Source organism: Microbacterium sp., assembly GCF_051953575.1.
Taxonomy (GTDB): domain Bacteria; phylum Actinomycetota; class Actinomycetes; order Actinomycetales; family Microbacteriaceae; genus Microbacterium.
In genome coordinates this window covers 15,152-31,358 of the sequence record NZ_JBQCIP010000246.1, presented here as the reverse complement: position 1 = coordinate 31,358, position 16,207 = coordinate 15,152, and the positions used below count along the sequence as shown (strand labels likewise).

Below are 16,207 nucleotides of genomic sequence, written 5' to 3'. Positions count from 1 at the left end.
CGAGCCGACCGTCGTCACCGACGTGCAGCCGGGGTCGGAGATCCTCCGCGAAGAGATCTTCGGACCGGTGCTCGCCATCGTCCCGTTCGACACCGAGGACGAGGCCGTGCGCCTGGCCAACGACACCGAGTACGGCCTGGTGTCGTACGTCTTCACCGAGAACCTCGCCCGCGGCCAGCGCATGATCGAGCGCCTCGAGACCGGCATGATGGGCCTCAACGTGGGTGTCGTCTCGAACGCCGCCGCGCCGTTCGGCGGCTGGAAGATGTCGGGCCTCGGCCGCGAGGGCGGCGCCGAGGGCATCCACGAGTACCTCCAGACGAAGTACACGCTGACGCCCAACCCCTTCTGACGCCCGACACCCACGGCACCACTGACGACGAGGTCAATCCATGTCCATGTTCGAAACCACCACCACGACCAAGGTGGTCAGGCAGGTCGCATTCCTGCCGCTGGTCGCCATCATCTTCTTCAGCGTCTCCGGCGGCGCCTACTCTCTCGAGGCGCTAGTGAGCGCGTCGGGTCCCGGTCTCGCGCTGCTCCTGCTACTGCTGGTGCCGGTGATCTACGGCATCCCGATCGCGGCGATCACCACCGAGCTCGCCACGGCGATCCCCGCCGAGGGTGGCACCTACGAGTGGATGAAGCGGTCCCTCGGAGGCTTCTGGGCCTTCCAAGCGGGGCTTCTGCGGTGGATCAACAGCTGGGTCGACATGGCGATCTACCCCGTCCTCTTCGCCGGCTACTTCTCGACGCTCGTTCCGATCCTCGGCGAGGGAGAGGTCGTCTTCTTCTCGTTCGGCCCGTTCCAGTTGGATCTGCGCTGGCTCACGGGTGTGGTCCTGGTCATCATCCCGATGGCGCTGCTGAACATCCGGGGCGCGAAGAGCGTCGGCGACAGTGCGCTGCTTTTCACCGTCTTCGCGCTGCTGCCGCTGCTGATCGTCGCGGGTCTGGGCATCTGGCGGCTGATCATGGAGGGCGCGAACCCGTTCGTGCCCTTCATGCCGGCGGCAGAAGCGCCCGGCACCGCCATCGCTGTCGGCTTGTCGGTCGTGATGTGGTGCTACTGCGGCTTCGACCGCGTCGGACTGATCGCGGGCGAGATCAAGGATCCGGGAAAGACCATCCCCAAGGCAATGGTCGTTTCGATGATCGTGATCATCGCGACCTATGCGCTTCCGATCATCGGCGCTCTGGCGGTCCCAGGGTGGGACGAGTGGTACGCAGGCTCCTTCTCCGACGTCGCTGCAGTGCTCGGAGGGTCCTGGCTGGCCGGGTTCGTCACGATCGGCGCCCTGTTCTGCTCGATCGGGCTCTACTCATCGCTGCTCATGAGCAGCGCCCGCACACCCTTCGTGCTCTCCCGCGACCGGTGGCTCACGCCGGCGCTGGCACGCCAATCCCGCAAGACGGGGTCGCCCGTCGTCTCGATCATCGTGTGCTCGGCGATCTACGCACTCTTCGCGATGGGGGACTTCGTCGACCTGGTCGTGCTAGATGTGTTCCTCATCAACATCCTGCTGCTGATGAACCTGGTCGCCCTCATCGCACTCCGCATCAAGCAGCCGGATCTCCCCCGGCCCACCAAGCTGCCCTGGGGCTGGTGGGGGATCGCCGTGGTTGGCGTGCCGCTGGTCGCCAGCGTCTTCTTCCTCATGTATCTCCAGTGGCTCGACTACGGCGCGATCGCCTTTGTCATCCTCGCCGCCACGCTCGGAGTGAGTCTGATCGCGTACCTGCCCGCACGGTGGTACCAGCGTCGGCACCAGACATCCGCGCTCGAACCAGTCAACGCACTCGCTGCGTCATCACACCGCTGAAACCCAGTCCCGAAGGAAAACACCAATGGAGAACCACGACGTCATCGTGATCGGAGCTGGCCTGGCCGGGCTGAGCGCGGCACGAGACCTCGCCGCGGCGGGCACCGATGTGCTCGTCATCGAAGCCCGGGCTCGCGCCGGCGGCCGAGTTGAGCAGACCCGCACGCCCGAAGGGAGACTCATCCAGCTCGGCGGCGAGATCATCGGCAGCTTTCACACCGCCTACCGGCAGCTGGTGACCGAGCTCGGCCTGACGCTCTGCCCGACATTCGTCGCCAGCAGCGGCGAGACCACGTGGAGTCTCACTGATGGCTCCTTCCTCGGAGACGATCTGCCGTGGATGAACAGCGCCGACCGCCGCATCTACGACGCCATCGAGAAGCAGTTCTCCGCCCTCGCGGCGACCGTGGACCCCGACGACCCCTGGTCGCACCCTGACGCCGCGCGCCTGGACGCGCTCTCTGTCGGCGCGTGGATTCGAGATCAGGGCGGGACACCGGCGGTCGTGCGCGTTCTCGACCTGTCGGCGAAAGCCCTCGCCGACGACTCGATCGAGCGGTCCTCTCTCCTGGCATACCTCCGCAAAGAGTCGGCTGCCGGCGCGGACGGCTTCTACAACTACGAAGCCTGGGAGAACGAACGCGTGCTCGAGGGCTCGGCCACCGTCGCCCTGCGGATGGCTGAACAGCTCGGCGACCGCATCCGCTACAGCAGTCCGGTGGCCGAGATTCGCATCCGCGGCGGGCACAACACGGTGCACCTCACCACAGGCGAGGTCATCGGCGCAACGGCCATCGTGTCGGCACTGCCGGTGGGCCCGCTGCGCGACGTCCGGATCGTCGGCGTCAGCGACCAGCGCCTGGCGTCGCTGCACAGTCAGCGGAACTCGCTCACCGTCAAGGTCGCGGCGGCGTACGAGGAGTCGTTCTGGGAGAACGACGGGCGCAACGGCACCAGCTACATGGAGCGGACGATCATCGGAGGCACCTGGGCCCAGAGCGACGGTGTTCTTTCGGGACTCATTCCACCGTCAAGCCTCGGCGAATACTTGGCCACACCTGTGCATCGTCGGGAGGCCGAACTCACCGAGGAACTCGTCACCGTCCTCGGCCCACAGGCCGCGCAGCACTCTCGCTTCTTTCTGCGCAACTGGGCGACCGACCCCTGGACCCAGGGCTACGCCACCGGTTGGCGTCCCGGAGACGTGATGGCAGTCGGACCGCTCCACGGCACCCACGAACCGCCCTTCTATGTGTGCGGATCGGATCAGTGGGTCTGCGGGTACATGGAGGGCGCCGTGCGCACCGGCCGAAACACAGCCGCGACGATCCTGCAGTCGGCCTGAGACATCGAGGAGACACCGATGAGCAAGATCCGTACCGTACCCACCGCAGCAAACGCACGTTCGAGAATGACGCCCAGCTCCTATGTGGTGGCAGACGCCCTCCGTGGTGGCGACCCGCAGGAGAAAGAACTGTCGCACCTGACCAGCGCCGACGAGCGCTACACCGTAGGTGTCTGGTCGGCGGAGCCGTACGCCGAGTACGTCACGTCACATGAGGGCTACGAGTACACGTTCGTCCTTGAGGGGCGTGTGACCCTCACCGATGCAGATGGCGACGTGCACACCTTCGGCGCCGGCGACGCGTTCACGATCGAGCCGGGCTGGTCGGGGGAGTACCGCGTCAATGAGCGCCTCACGAAGCACTTCGCGTACTACACGGCCGAGGGAGCGTGACGTGAGCGCCACCCCGTATCGCGTCGTGAACCCCGCAACCGGTGACACCGTCGAAGAGTTCCCGGCCATCGGCGACGGTGACCTCGCGGCCGCCATCCAGCGCGCCCACGCAGCCCTCAACCGCGACCGAGAAGCACCTGTCGCGGAACGGGTCGTCCCCTTGCGCCGTGCGGCATCGCTGCTGCGGGAGCGCGCCATCGACCTTGCCATCATCGCTGCAACTGAGATGGGCAAGCCGCTCCGGCAGGGGCGCGGCGAGGTCGAGTTCTGCGCCGACATCTTCGAGTACTACGCAGAACACGCCGAAAGCCTCACGGCACCTCAGCAGATCCCCGCGGATAGCGGCCAGGCGATCATCGAGCGACGACCCTTGGGCGTGCTCCTGGGAATCATGCCGTGGAACTACCCCTACTACCAGGCGGCCCGGTTCGTCGCCCCCAACCTCGCGGTTGGCAACACCATTCTGCTCAAACCTGCCGAGTCCTGCCCCAGATCGGCACGCGCGTTTCAGCAACTGCTGTCCGACGCAGGAGTCGCCGAAGGCGCCTATCAGACGGTTCTCGCGACGCATGAGCAGGTGCAGACCCTGATCCGCGATTCTCGCGTGCAAGGAGTCTCCCTGACCGGATCCGAGCGGGCCGGAGCGGCAGTCGCGGCAGCAGCGGGCGCAAACCTCAAGAAAGTCGTCCTGGAACTGGGAGGATCCGACGCGTACGTCATCCTCGACACCCTATCTGTCGCGGATGCTGCGGCGGTGGCGTGGGGGATGCGGATGGAGAACCTCGGGCAGGCGTGCAATTCGAACAAACGCATCATCGTCGCCGCCGCGCACTACACCGAGTTCGTCGACGAAGTGACGACGTTGGCCCAAGGGCTCGAACCGGGAGACCCCTTGGATCTTCAGGAAGGCCAGTTCCCTCCGATGTCGTCACGGGCGGCAGCGGAGCAGCTGCAGGCTCAGCTCGAGGATGCAGTCGCTCAAGGAGCAACTCTGCATGCGGGCGGGAGGCTGCACGACGGGCCTGGTGCCTATTTCTCTCCGGCGGTGCTTACTGGCGTGACAGCCGCAATGCGCGCCTATCGAGAGGAACTGTTCGGTCCGGTAGCGGTCATCTACCGCGCCGAATCGGACGACGATGCACTGCGCATCGCGAACGACACCGAGTTCGGGTTGGGGGCCGCCGTCTTCAGTGCCGACACGAAGCGCGCTGTCGCGTTCGGCACACGGCTGGACACCGGAATGGTCGCCATCAACGCAGCCGCCGCGGAGGGCGCGGAGCTTCCCTTCGGGGGAGTGAAACGATCCGGCTACGGCCGTGAGCTCGGGCCCCTGGGTGCTGACGAATTCGTCAACAAGCGCCTCGTCTTCATCGCATAGCCGATCTCCAACGGAGGAATCGTCATGGCCGTCACCCCTGCAACACCCGTCGCCGCAACACCCACCGAAACGGTCCGCGCCGCCCATCCACTCACCCGTCAGATCCCGCTTTGGTCGCTTGTAGGTCTCATCTTCTTCAGCGTCTCTGGCGGAGCGTACGGTCTCGAGGAGCTCGTGCCCGCCGCGGGTCCTGGGCTGGCGCTGCTCCTCATTCTTGTCACACCGATCATTTACGGCATCCCGATTGCTGCGATCACCGCAGAGCTCTCGACCGCTCTACCGAACGAAGGGGGAACGTACGAATGGGCGCGTCGCGGACTCAACTCTTTCTGGGCGTTTCAAGCAGGAGCGCTGCGCTGGGTAAACAGCTGGGTCGACATGGCGCTCTACCCGGTGATGTTCTCGAGTTATCTTGCGCTCCTCCTCCCGGCATCGTTCGCCGACCAAGTCTTGTTCAGCGCCGGTCCTCTCGATGTCACGATGGGCTGGCTGGCCGGTGTGGTGTTCGTCATCATTCCCTTCGGGATCGTGAACCTGTTCAGTGCGAGATTCGTCGGGGCCAGCTCTGCCTGGATCGCCGTCATAGTCTTGATCCCGCTGGCCGTGATGTCCGTCGTCGGGATCAGCACACTTTTCACTGAGGGCATCAATCCGTTGGTCCCCTTCGCCCCCACTGGTGCGTCCGCGTTCGCGTCGTTCGGGGTGGGGCTTTCGATCATCATGTGGAGCTACTGCGGGTTCGACAGCGTCGGTGTCATCGCGGGCGAGGTGAAGAACCCGGGACGAGTCATCCCGAAAGCGACGATCATCGCGATGATCGTGATCGTGCTGTCGTATCTTCTTCCGACTGTCGCTGCTTTGGCTACGGGCGGCTGGGAGGATTGGACCACAGGATCGTTCGGAGCTGTTGCCGCTCAACTTGGCGGACCCGCGCTCGGGATCGCGGTCACGGTCGGGGGCATGATCGCGGCGATGGGACTCTACTCGTCCCTCTTGCTCAGTAGCTCGCGGGTGGTGTTCGTTCTTTCGCGAGACCGGTGGGTCACCGGCGCACTGGCGCGCCAGACGAAGAAGTCGGGCACGCCCTGGGTGTCGGTCCTCGTTTCCTCCCTGCTGTACGCACTGTTCAGCTTGGGTTCGTTTGCAGACCTCGTGGTCGTGGACGTCTTCCTCATCAACGCGTTGCTCATCCTCAGCCTCGCGGCGCTCATCGCCCTGCGCATTCGCGAACCCCAGCTGCCGCGCCCGGCAAGGATCCCCGGTGGCTGGTGGGGAATCGGCTTGGTGGGAACGCCGATGATCGCGGTGATCCTGTTCACGATGATCACTCAATTCACCGACAACGGCGGCTTCTTCGCCCTGAGCCTGTTCATCGCGATCGTGGCGACCACCGTCCTGGCGTACTTCCCTGCGCGTGCGTATCGGCGGCGTCACCTGAACCAAGAGCAGCTGGCATCCTCCTCTTCGGGCCAGGCTGACGCGGGTTGACGTGCCACGCGACCCCGCTCAGCGGAACTTTCGTCGCACCGCCGACCCGCGAGCACATCCTTCGCGGCGAGGATGGTCAGCATTCATCGATGGCGCTCCTCCGCGGGAGCGTGCAAGTGGACCGCTTGCGAGGTCAGCGCGAACGGATGGCGAGAAATCGGATTGGCACTTCCCTGAGTGCCACCGGGCCGTGCGCGGCCTCGCCGTCGAGCAGCAGGGCGTCCCCGGGCTCCATCTCGTACTCGTAGCCGCCGTGGCCGTAGGTCATGCGCCCTTCGAGCATGTACAGGAACTCGGTTCCCGGGTGCTGGAACAGCGGGAAGACGTTCGACGCGTCGGTCAGCGTGACCAGCGTCGGCTCAAGGGCGTTCGGCGTGTCCTTGAGCACGCCGAGCATCCGGTACAGATGCCCGTGCTGGGTGCCGCTGCGCACGCTCACGCTGCCGGCGCCCGCCTTGGTGAACGAGGCCTCCCGGTCGCCGGCGGATCCCCGGAATAGCGCGGTGACAGGGATGCCGAAGCCGTCCGCCAGGCGCTGCAGCGTCGTCAGCGAGCACGAGGTCGTCGCGGACTCGATCTTGGAGATCATCGCCTTCGACAGGCCGGTCCGGGCGGCGAGATCGGCCGCGGAGATGCCCTGCTCGGTGCGGTAGCGCCGTACCTGCTGCGCGATGATCGGCTCGAGCACGCCTCCCGCGCCGTCTGCTCCGGAGATAGCGGCACTCACCTGGCCATCATATGTTCCGTGCTGCGGCGGGTCTGCGGCGGCGCGGCGAGGCCCTGCAGCACGTCGGCGAGGGCAACGGCGCCGAGTTCGGCATCCGCGTCCTCCACCAGCTCCTCCGGGGAGTGGGAGATGCCCGTCGGGTTGCGCACGAACAGCATCGCGGTGGGAACAGCCGTCGCGAGCACCCCCGCGTCGTGACCTGCGCCGGTGCCCAGCTCAGGCGCGTCGGCGAGGGTGCCCCGCAGCGTTTCACGCAGACCCAGGTCGAAGTCGACCGTGGGGCTCAGGGACTCCTCGCGGACCTCGGATCGGCATCCCTCCGCCACCGCCGCGGCGAGCACACGGTCGCGGGTCTCAGCGATCAGCGCAGCGGTGACGAGGTCGTCAGGGTGGCGGATGTCGATCCAGAACCGCACCTGCGACGCGATGACGTTCGTTCCGCCGGGAACCGGCTCGAGCCGACCGATCGTCGCCCGCGCGTCGGGGGTGGCGCGGGCGAGGTCACGGATCTCGACGATCATGCGGGCGGCCGCGACCATGGGGTCACGCCGATCGTCCATGAGCGTGGTCCCCGCGTGGTTGCCCTGCCCGTCGACCGTCACGCGCCAGCGGCCGTGGCCGAGGATCGAGGACGCGATCGCGACCGGCTCGCCGAGGTCGATGAGGCCACGACCTTGCTCGACGTGCAGCTCGACGAAGGAAGAGATCCTCGACAGTCGCTCCGGATCCGGACCGAGGTGCGCAGGGTCCAGTCCGTCGCGGCGCGCGACGTCGGCGAAGGCGTCGCCGTCGCGGTCGGTGAGCGCCAGCGCCCGCTCGGGGGTGATCGCGCCCGTCATGAGGCGTGATCCCAGGCAGGCGACCCCGAATCTCGACCCCTCCTCCTCGGGGAAGACCGCGATCCCGATCGGATGCTCGGGCACGACGGCGCGGTTGCGGAGCAGATCGACGGCCGCCAGCGCGGACGCCACGCCCAGCGGCCCGTCGTATCCGCCTCCGCCGGGCACCGAGTCGAGGTGGCTTCCGGTGATCACGGCGCGCTGGGTGCTGCCGCCCGGGTTCCACCATGCCCACAGTGTGCCGTTGCGGTCGCGCTCTAGGTCGAGCCCCCGGGCCGTGGCGTGTCCGGTGAACCACTCCCGCAGCTCGCGGTCGGCGCCCGAATAGCCGGCCCGGCTGAACCCGCCCCGGGTCGGGTCCGCGCCCACCGCTGCGATCTCGCGCAGCATGCCCGCGACGCTCATGCGCCGATCCGGGCCGCGAGCGGGCGGAAGCGCGAGACGCCGGAGTCGGCGCGGGTGACCAGCGCCGCGGCGAGTTGGCCGATCAGGGGCGCGAACTTCGCACCGTGTCCCGAGCAGGGGGAGAGGATCGTCACCCCGTCGATGCGGTCGATGATGAACTCGTCGTCCGGTGCGTTGGTGAAGAGGCAGGTGGTCTCGGCGTACGGCTCCGGAACGAGCCCGGGGAGCGTCTCGGCGACGTACTCGACGAGCCGGTCGCGGCGGGCCGGATCCACGATGTGGTCGTGGTCGAGGGCAGACCCGATCACGCGGCCGCCGTTGTACTCCGCGACCTTCTGGCCCCGGAGGCCCGCATCGCGCCCGCCCGGCAGGCCGTACACCTGGATGTCGGCGCGCTTGTTGATGAAGGTCGGCCATGCGGCAGAGGGGTCCCGATAGGGGAAGTGCAGCGCCTGCTCCTGCCGGACCTGCAACGTCGGGAAGGCGTCGATCGCCTGCTGCGGGAGCCCGAGGCTGCCGAGCAGCGCCGGCAACCAGCCGCCCGCTGCGACGACGACCTGCGAAGCCAGGACCGTGTCACCCGCCTCCGATTCGATGAGGTAGTCGTCGCCGTGCGGGAGCACGCGGACGGCCGTCCAGTTATGCCGCAGCTCGGCGCCCGCGCCGACGGCGAGCCCGATCATTGTGTGTACGGCTTGCTCCGCGTCGATCACCCCGGCGTTCTCGTGCCACAGCACCGGGCCGTCGAAGGCGAACCCGGGCCAGCGGGCTGAGGCCTCGGCGGCGGTCAGCAGCTCGTGCGGAACGCGCGCGTCGGCGAGGACCGCCGCGAGCCCTGCGGGATCGCGGCTCGCGCCGTAGTCGATCGAGCCCGTCGGGGTGATGAGCCGCTCGCCGCGAAGGTCTTCCAGTTCGTCCCAGCCGCGGCGCGCATCGATCATCAGCGCGGTGTAGAACGGGTCCGGGTACGTGTACCGCAGGATTCGGGCCGAGCCGTGGGAGCTGCCGTCCTCGTTGGCGGGAGTGCTGCGCTCGAGGACGACGACGTCGTAGCCGCGACGGGCGAGCTGCCACGCCGTGGCGGCGCCTGCGAGACCGGCGCCGATGATCGCGATCGGGTGGTTGGGCATGGGGGCCTTTCAGAGGGTTCGCTCGCTGCTGCAGGGCGAGAGTTCGAAGCGCGCGATGAGCGCGGATTCGCACCGGATGAACCGCTCCCGGGGGCCCTGCAGCAGCGCGCTGCCGGGCGGGAGCGGCAGGTCGTCGACCGTAGCTGCTCCTGCCAGCAGCACGGTGACGGTCGCGGCCGGGTCGACGCGCACCGCGCCGCGTCGCAGCTCGATCCGGTACGCAGGAGCGGCGAGCCCGCGTTTGACCATTAGATTCACGACGGAGACGCCGCCGCGATCGGTGGTGGCGACGACGCGGGACTCGCCGCCGAAGCCGATGCCCTGCTCACGCGTCACGCGCCGCTCGATCCCGTCGACGGTCAGGTCGACCGTGCGCGCGCTCAGCGGGATGAGCAGGCGGTCCACCCCGGGGAACGCCGAGAACGGCATCCGTCCCCGCAGTTCCGCGATGCTCAGTCGCCACGCGAGCCGCTTCGCGAGCACCCGGGTGACGCCGAGGCCGTTCGCCCAGGACTCCGCAGTGGAGTCGGCGGGCGTGACCACGTCCACCTCGGCCGATCCCGCCAGATCAGCCGTTGCGCCCAGGTCGAGAGACATCACTCAGCCGCGCCCGGGGATCCACGACGTGCCGGCCAGCGGCACGCCCGCCATCGCGGCCGACTCGACCGTGAGAGCGACGAGATCCTCGGGCTCGAGGTTGCGCACGTGCGACTTGCCGCAGGCACGGGCGATCGTCTGCGCTTCGAGCGTGAGCACACGGAGGTAGTTCGCGAGGCGTCGTCCCGCGGCGACCGGCTCGAGACGCGCCGAGAGCTCCGGGTCCTGCGTCGAGATCCCCGCGGGGTCGCGGCCGTCCTGGAAGTCGTCGTAGAAGCCGGCCGCCGAGCCGAGCTTCGCGTACTCGTCGGCGTAGCGCGGGTCGTTGTCGCCGAGCGCGATGAGGGCGGCGGTGCCGATGGCCACAGCATCCGCTCCCAAGGCCAGTGCCTTCGCGACGTCAGCGCCGTGGCGGATGCCGCCCGACACGATGAGCTGAACGCCGGTGCGGTGCACGCCGAGCTCTTGTAGGGCCTGGACGGCGGGGCCGATGGCCGCCAGCGTCGGGATGCCCACGTGCTCGATGAACACCTGCTGCGTCGCCGCGGTGCCGCCCTGCATGCCGTCGAGCACGACCACGTCGGCACCCGCCTTCACCGCGAGCGCCGTGTCGTAGTACGGACGCGAGGCGCCGATCTTGACGTAGATCGGTTTGCGCCAATCGGTGATCTCGCGGATCTCGGCGATCTTGATCGTGAGGTCGTCGGGGCCGGTCCAGTCGGGGTGCCGGCTGGCCGAGCGCTGGTCGATGCCGACGGGAAGCGTCCTCATGCCGGCGACGCGCTCGGTGATCTTCTGGCCGAGGAGCATGCCGCCGCCGCCCGGCTTGGCTCCCTGTCCGAGCACGATCTCGATGGCGTCGGCCTTACGCAAGTCGTCGGGGTTCATGCCGTAACGCGAGGGCAGGTACTGGTAGACCAACTTCCGGGACTGGCCACGCTCTTCCGGCGTCATGCCTCCGTCTCCGGTGGTCGTCGAGGTGCCCGCCTCCGTGGCGCCGCGGCCGAGCGCCTCCTTCGCGTTGGCCGACAGCGCACCGAAGCTCATGCCGGCGATGGTCACCGGGATGTCCAGGTGGATGGGCTCCAGCGCGTTGCGGGCGCCGAGGGTGACGTCGGTGGCGCACTTCTCGCGGTAGCCCTCTAGGGGGTAGCGCGACATGCTCGCGCCGAGGAAGAGGAGATCGTCGAAGTGGGGCAGCGAGCGCTTCGCTCCCCAGCCGCGGATGTCGTAGATGCCGGTGGACGCGGCGCGCTGGATGTCGGCGATCGTGGCGCGGTCGAAGGTCGCGGATTCGCGCAGGCCGAGGGTGGCGAGATCTGTAGTCATGGTGATGCTCCCTGGGTGATGCGATGTGCGGTGATGCAGTGGTGTCGGTGCCGGTCAGTACGCGCCGGCGTTGTCGACCTTGAAGTGGTACAGACTGCGCGCCGAGCCGTAGCGCCGGAAGTCCTCGGGCCGCTCCGGTCGCCCGGCGCCCGCGAGCAGCTCGGCGAGCTCCGTGAGGTGCTCGGGACGCATCTCTTTCTCGACGCAGTCGGCGCCCAGGGACGCGACCGCGCCGCGCACGTAGATGCGCGCCTCGTAGATCGAGTCGCCGAGCGCCTCGCCGGCGTCGCCACAGACGACGAGCCGGCCCGCCTGCGCCATGAAAGCCGACGCGTGCCCGATGCTGCCCCCCACCACGATGTCGACGCCCTTCATCGAGATGCCGCAGCGGGCGCCCGTGTTGCCGTCGACGATGACGAGACCGCCGTGGCCCGTTGCGCCGACGGCCTGCGAGGCGTCGCCGGTCACGTGCACGACGCCCGACATGATGTTCTCGGCGAGGCCGACGCCCGCGCTGCCGTGCACGGTGGCGGTGCCCTTCTGATGCATGCCGGCGAAGTAGTAGCCGACGTTGCCCTCGACGCTCACGTCGATGCCGGCGGTGATGCCGACCGCGATGTTGTGGCTCCCCGCCGGCGACGTCACCGCGAAGGCAGCGCCGTCGGAGGCATCGTGCAGTAACTGGTTGAGTTCGCGCACGCTCGAGTGCGCGAGGTTCACTGCGGTGACGGGTGTGGCGGGGACGATGAGGGTCATCGGGATGCCCCTTCCAGGACGGGCGCGAGCGCCCCTGTGGTGATGGTCCAGGTGTAGACGACCCCGGGCGAGGGTTCGAAGATCCGTGCGCCGTCGATGCCCGGCAGTCCGGCGAGGGCGCGGTACTCCGACGCCATCGCGATCCAGTCGTCGGTCTCTGCGATGATCGCCGGCTTGCACGCGATCGGGTCGCGGACGACGGCCATGGAGTCGGCGGTGGTGACCACGAGCGTGTAGAACCCGTCGAACACGCCCTGCAGCGCTTCGAGCGCGGCCGTGAGGTCATCGCCGCGGCCCATACGCCACGCGATGAAGCGAGCTGCGACCTCCGAGTCGTTCTCGCTGTCGAACTCGACGCCCTCGGCGCGCAGCCACCGGCGGATCGAGGCATGGTTGCTGAACGAGCCGTTGTGCACCAGGCAGAGGTCCTCGGCGACGGTGAAGGGGTGGGCGCCGACCGCGGTCACGGCCGATTCGGTCGCCATGCGGGTGTGCGACAGCGCCTGCGTGCCGCTGATCTCGGTGAGGCCATAGATGTCTGCGAGCTCGATCGGGTGTCCGACGCCCTTCAGCACTGCGACGTTCGAGCCGCGGCCGATGATGCTTTCGCCGGGAAGAGCTGCGCGGACCGCCTGCTCAAGATCGGACGCAGGGGCCGCGGCATTCACGAGCACCGACTCGGCATAAGCGACCACCGTCGGCTCGGCTCCGTCAGGCAGGCTCGCAAGGAGCTGGGCCGCGAGGGCGGCAGGGTCAGCATCGGTGATCACGCTGACCGCCGACGAGCCCTCGGGAGTCAGCCGGTCGGAGCCGTACAGGGCGAGGCCCGCGGAGTCCGGGCCGCGTTCGACGATCTCGCACAGCATGCCGTGCATGAGTCCGCCGAGCTCACCGCGCAGCGCGGGGTTGCGAATCTGCAGTGCAGCGATTCCGCACATGGTTTTCCTTTCGTTCGAAGACGGGATGCCGCGCCGCTCAGTACGCGGTCAGGTACCGGTCGAGTTCCCACTCGGTGACGGTGTTGTGCCAGCCGAGGAACTCGTCCTCCTTGGCGTCGGCGAAGTACTCGCCGACCTGGTGGGCGCCGTCGCCGAGCGCGTCGCGCAGCACGGTGTCGTCGCGGAATGACTGCACGGCGTGCAGGAGGGTGCGGGGGAGGACCGCCGAGGTCTCGCGGAACTCGCCGGGTCCGCACGGGGCGCCGGGGTCGGCCGCCCGCTCGATGCCGTCGAGGCCGGCATGAAGGACCGCGGCGAGCGCGAGGTACGGATTGGCCGAGCCGTCGGCAGCGCGCAGCTCGATCCGGTTCGCGTCGGGGACGCGGATGAAGTGGGTGCGGTCGTTGCCCCCGTACGTCGCGTGCTTGGGCGACCAGGTGGCTCCCGAGGCGCTCGTCGTCGCGCCGCGGCGCTTGTAGGAGTTCACGCTCGGAGCAAGGAACAGTTGCAGTCCGGGCGCGTGGTCGAGCATTCCCGCGACGAACGAGTACGCCACTTCCGAGAGGCCGAGACCGCGCTCATCGACCCCGGATGGGAACACCGGCTCTTCGTCGTCCCACAGCGACAGGTGGAAGTGCAGTCCGTTTCCGGCCCGGTCGCTGAAGGGCTTCGGCATGAATGTGGCGGTCATGCCGCGCTGCTCGGCGAGCATGCCGATGAGGTAGCGCAGCGTGATCACCCGGTCGGCCGTGACGAGGGCCTCGTCGTACGCGAAGTTCTGCTCGAACTGGCCGGGCGCGTCCTCGTGGTCGTTGGCGTAGTTGCCCCAGCCGAGCGCGTTCATCGCGTCGCTGACCGCGGCGAGGTGGTCGTACATGCGCGTGACGCCGCGGGCGTCGTAGCAGGAGCGCAGGCCCTCGTCCTTGGTGTCGGCAGCCGTCAACGTGCCGTCGTCGGCGCGGTCCACGAGGAAGTACTCGACCTCGGCGCCGACCTTGGCCGATAGGCCGCGTTCGGCGAGACGGGCGAGGGCGCGCTTCAGGATGACCCGGGGCGCGTATGGCCAGGGCGCTCCGCCGACGTAGGGATCGCAGTGCACGATCGCGAGGCCCTCGCGGACGAAGGGAATGGGGGCGAACGAGTCGAGGTCGGGCACCGCGATCAGATCGGCGTCGTGCGGGCGCTGGCCGATGAGGCCCGCGGCAAAGCCCGCGAAACCGAGCTCGCCGGCTTGGAGCTCGTCTGCCGCCGAGACGGGCACGAGCTTGGCGCACGGCTTTCCGTTCAGGTCGACGAACACCGCGAGGATGAAGCGGACGTCGTCCGCCAGCGCGCGATCCCGCAGCGACTGCCGTGCGGTGGGGAGCGTGACGACGTCACCCCCGGTGAAGGCGGGAAGAGTCATGGTGGTTCTCCTCTGGTCGGGTTGACTGTTGGTGAAACAAGTTGACTCACAGTAACAAGCAACGAGAACCATCGCGGTGTCGCCCAGGTTTCGGGTGTGTAAAACGGGTCGGAGGGGACGTCACGCAAGGTTCACGCGGCAGAAATCGCCGACGAGTTGCATGTCAAGAAAATGGGTTGCACGGTAGTGGTCTGTCTGCAGGCGCAGACCACCGGCGACCGCAACCCGGCGGTCCCGTCCGCGGCAGCCTGCAGAGAGGCTTGCGTCATGGATCAGGGAAACACCACATTCATCCTGCTGTCGGCAGCGCTCGTGTTGCTGATGGCGCCCGGTCTGGCCTTCTTCTACGGAGGCCTGGTCAAGGCGAAGAGTGTCATCAGCATGATGATGATGACGTTCGGCGCCGCTGGGCTCATCGGCGTGCTGTGGGTCGTCTACGGCTACGCGATCGCCTTCCCCGGCTCCGACGGGCTCGTCGCTCCGTGGGCGATCGACTGGTCTGCGATCGGGCTCGAGAGCCTCATCGCGGTGCCTGAAGGTGCGGCCTACCCGCCGCTGGCCTTCGTCGCGTTCCAGGCCACCTTCGCGATCATCACGGTCGCTCTGATCTCGGGCGCGATCGCCGACCGCGCGAAATTCGGATCATGGATGCTGTTCGCCGGCGTGTGGGCGACGGTCGTCTACTTCCCGGTCGCGAGTTGGGTGTTCAACTTCGGGCTCGCCGACGACGGCAGCTTCGCCTACGGCGGCTGGATCACCTACGGACTCCAGGAGGTCTTCGGGGTCGGCGTCATCGACTTCGCCGGTGGCACGGCCGTCCACATCAACGCCGGCGCGGCCGCGCTCGCGCTCGCGCTCGTGCTCGGCAAGCGCGTGGGCTTCAAGAAGGGCGTGCACGTCCCCCACAACCCGCCGTTCGTGCTGCTGGGCGCAGGTCTGCTGTGGTTCGGCTGGTTCGGCTTCAACGGCGGCTCCGAACTCGCCGCCGACGGCACCGCCGCGCTCGTCTACGTCAACACCATCGCCGCGACCGCTGCGGCCCTGCTCGCGTGGCTGATCGTCGAGAAAATCAAGGACGGCAAGCCCACCTCGGTCGGTGCGGCGTCCGGTGCGGTCGCAGGTCTCGTCGCGATCACGCCAGCCTGTGCGGCGCTCAACCCGATCTGGGCGATCGTCCTCGGCATCGTCGCCGGCGCGGTGTGTGCCCTCGCCATCGAGCTCAAGTACACCTGGGGCTTCGACGACTCGCTCGACGTCGTCGGCATCCACCTCGTCGGCGGCCTCATCGGCACGCTGTACCTCGGCTTCTTCGCCAACACCACGGGCCTCATCTACAGCGGCAACCTGACGCAGCTCCTCGTCCAGACGATTGCCGCCTTCGCGGTGCTCGGCTATTCGTTGATCCTCACCATCGTGATCGGCTTGGCAGTACAAAGGACTCTAGGCTTCCGTGTCAAGAACGAAGACGAACTCGCCGGTGTGGACCTCGCGGAGCACGGTGAAGAAGGCTACGTCCTAGGGGAGAGTCTGCGCTGACGCCTCCGTGGACCCGGCGCGACGGTGTACTCGGCATAGCTGCAGTCGATGGCGCGACCGAGTCCGCCATCATGGTGGCGACCTTCTGTCCAGGCGTCAGGTCGACGCCCTCGCCTGC

15 protein-coding genes are annotated in these 16,207 nt (G+C 68.0%); 7 read left to right on the top strand and 8 right to left on the bottom strand.

Annotated elements, in window-relative coordinates; translation table 11 throughout:
• The 6 genes from ACTHNQ_RS15030 to ACTHNQ_RS15005 form a co-directional block, all read left to right on the top strand.
• Positions 1–352 (top strand): aldehyde dehydrogenase family protein (locus tag ACTHNQ_RS15030; protein WP_440334648.1); only part of this gene is annotated, 352 nt, incomplete at its 5' end.
• Between the two features lie 40 nt (positions 353–392).
• Positions 393–1,823 (top strand): APC family permease, encoded by a 1,431-nt coding sequence (locus ACTHNQ_RS15025; RefSeq protein ID WP_440334646.1) that lies wholly within the window; start codon positions 393–395, stop codon positions 1,821–1,823.
• Positions 1,824–1,848: 25 nt separating this feature from the next.
• Positions 1,849–3,168, top strand: coding sequence for a flavin monoamine oxidase family protein (locus ACTHNQ_RS15020; protein ID WP_440334644.1), 1,320 nt, complete (start codon positions 1,849–1,851; stop codon positions 3,166–3,168).
• Positions 3,169–3,234: 66 nt separating this feature from the next.
• The gene (locus tag ACTHNQ_RS15015) at positions 3,235–3,561 is read left to right on the top strand and encodes a cupin domain-containing protein (RefSeq protein WP_440334642.1); all 327 of its coding nucleotides are present in this window, start codon (positions 3,235–3,237) and stop codon (positions 3,559–3,561) included.
• Position 3,562: 1 nt separating this feature from the next.
• Positions 3,563–4,939 (top strand): aldehyde dehydrogenase family protein, encoded by a 1,377-nt coding sequence (locus ACTHNQ_RS15010; RefSeq protein WP_440334641.1) that lies wholly within the window; start codon positions 3,563–3,565, stop codon positions 4,937–4,939.
• Positions 4,940–4,963: 24 nt separating this feature from the next.
• Positions 4,964–6,427 (top strand): APC family permease, encoded by a 1,464-nt coding sequence (locus ACTHNQ_RS15005; RefSeq protein ID WP_440334639.1) that lies wholly within the window; start codon positions 4,964–4,966, stop codon positions 6,425–6,427.
• Positions 6,428–6,560: 133 nt separating this feature from the next.
• Here ACTHNQ_RS15005 and ACTHNQ_RS15000 read toward each other — a convergent pair whose 3' ends face one another.
• The 8 genes from ACTHNQ_RS15000 to glnT are packed head-to-tail and all read right to left on the bottom strand — an operon-like array spanning position 6,561 to position 14,553.
• On the bottom strand, positions 6,561–7,154 hold the full coding sequence (locus tag ACTHNQ_RS15000; protein WP_440334637.1) for a helix-turn-helix domain-containing protein: 594 nt from the start codon (positions 7,152–7,154) through the stop codon (positions 6,561–6,563).
• Entirely contained in the window at positions 7,151–8,398 is a 1,248-nt protein-coding gene (locus ACTHNQ_RS14995) for an allantoate amidohydrolase (RefSeq protein ID WP_440334635.1), read from the bottom strand. Before ACTHNQ_RS14995 ends, ACTHNQ_RS15000 begins: the two co-directional genes overlap by 4 nt.
• The gene (locus tag ACTHNQ_RS14990; RefSeq protein WP_440334633.1) at positions 8,395–9,528 is read right to left on the bottom strand and encodes an FAD-dependent oxidoreductase; all 1,134 of its coding nucleotides are present in this window, start codon (positions 9,526–9,528) and stop codon (positions 8,395–8,397) included. The genes ACTHNQ_RS14995 and ACTHNQ_RS14990 overlap by 4 nt, the downstream gene beginning before the upstream one ends.
• A gap of 9 nt (positions 9,529–9,537) precedes the next feature.
• A complete protein-coding gene (locus ACTHNQ_RS14985) occupies positions 9,538–10,125 on the bottom strand; it encodes a HutD family protein (RefSeq protein WP_440334631.1) in 588 nt (195 codons plus the stop codon).
• Between the two features lie 3 nt (positions 10,126–10,128).
• The gene (locus ACTHNQ_RS14980) at positions 10,129–11,454 is read right to left on the bottom strand and encodes an FMN-binding glutamate synthase family protein (protein ID WP_440334629.1); all 1,326 of its coding nucleotides are present in this window, start codon (positions 11,452–11,454) and stop codon (positions 10,129–10,131) included.
• 54 nt (positions 11,455–11,508) lie between these two features.
• The gene (locus ACTHNQ_RS14975) at positions 11,509–12,210 is read right to left on the bottom strand and encodes a protein glxC (protein ID WP_440334627.1); all 702 of its coding nucleotides are present in this window, start codon (positions 12,208–12,210) and stop codon (positions 11,509–11,511) included.
• The gene (locus tag ACTHNQ_RS14970) at positions 12,207–13,148 is read right to left on the bottom strand and encodes a glutamine amidotransferase (RefSeq protein WP_440334625.1); all 942 of its coding nucleotides are present in this window, start codon (positions 13,146–13,148) and stop codon (positions 12,207–12,209) included. Before ACTHNQ_RS14970 ends, ACTHNQ_RS14975 begins: the two co-directional genes overlap by 4 nt.
• A gap of 37 nt (positions 13,149–13,185) precedes the next feature.
• Positions 13,186–14,553 (bottom strand): type III glutamate--ammonia ligase, encoded by a 1,368-nt coding sequence (gene glnT / locus ACTHNQ_RS14965; RefSeq protein WP_440334623.1) that lies wholly within the window; start codon positions 14,551–14,553, stop codon positions 13,186–13,188.
• A 267-nt stretch (positions 14,554–14,820) separates the two neighbouring features.
• Between glnT and ACTHNQ_RS14960 the strand changes: the two genes are divergently transcribed.
• Positions 14,821–16,089: an ammonium transporter gene (locus ACTHNQ_RS14960; RefSeq protein ID WP_440334621.1), complete on the top strand. Its 1,269-nt coding sequence runs from the start codon at positions 14,821–14,823 to the stop codon at positions 16,087–16,089.
• Positions 16,090–16,207 lie beyond the last annotated feature (118 nt).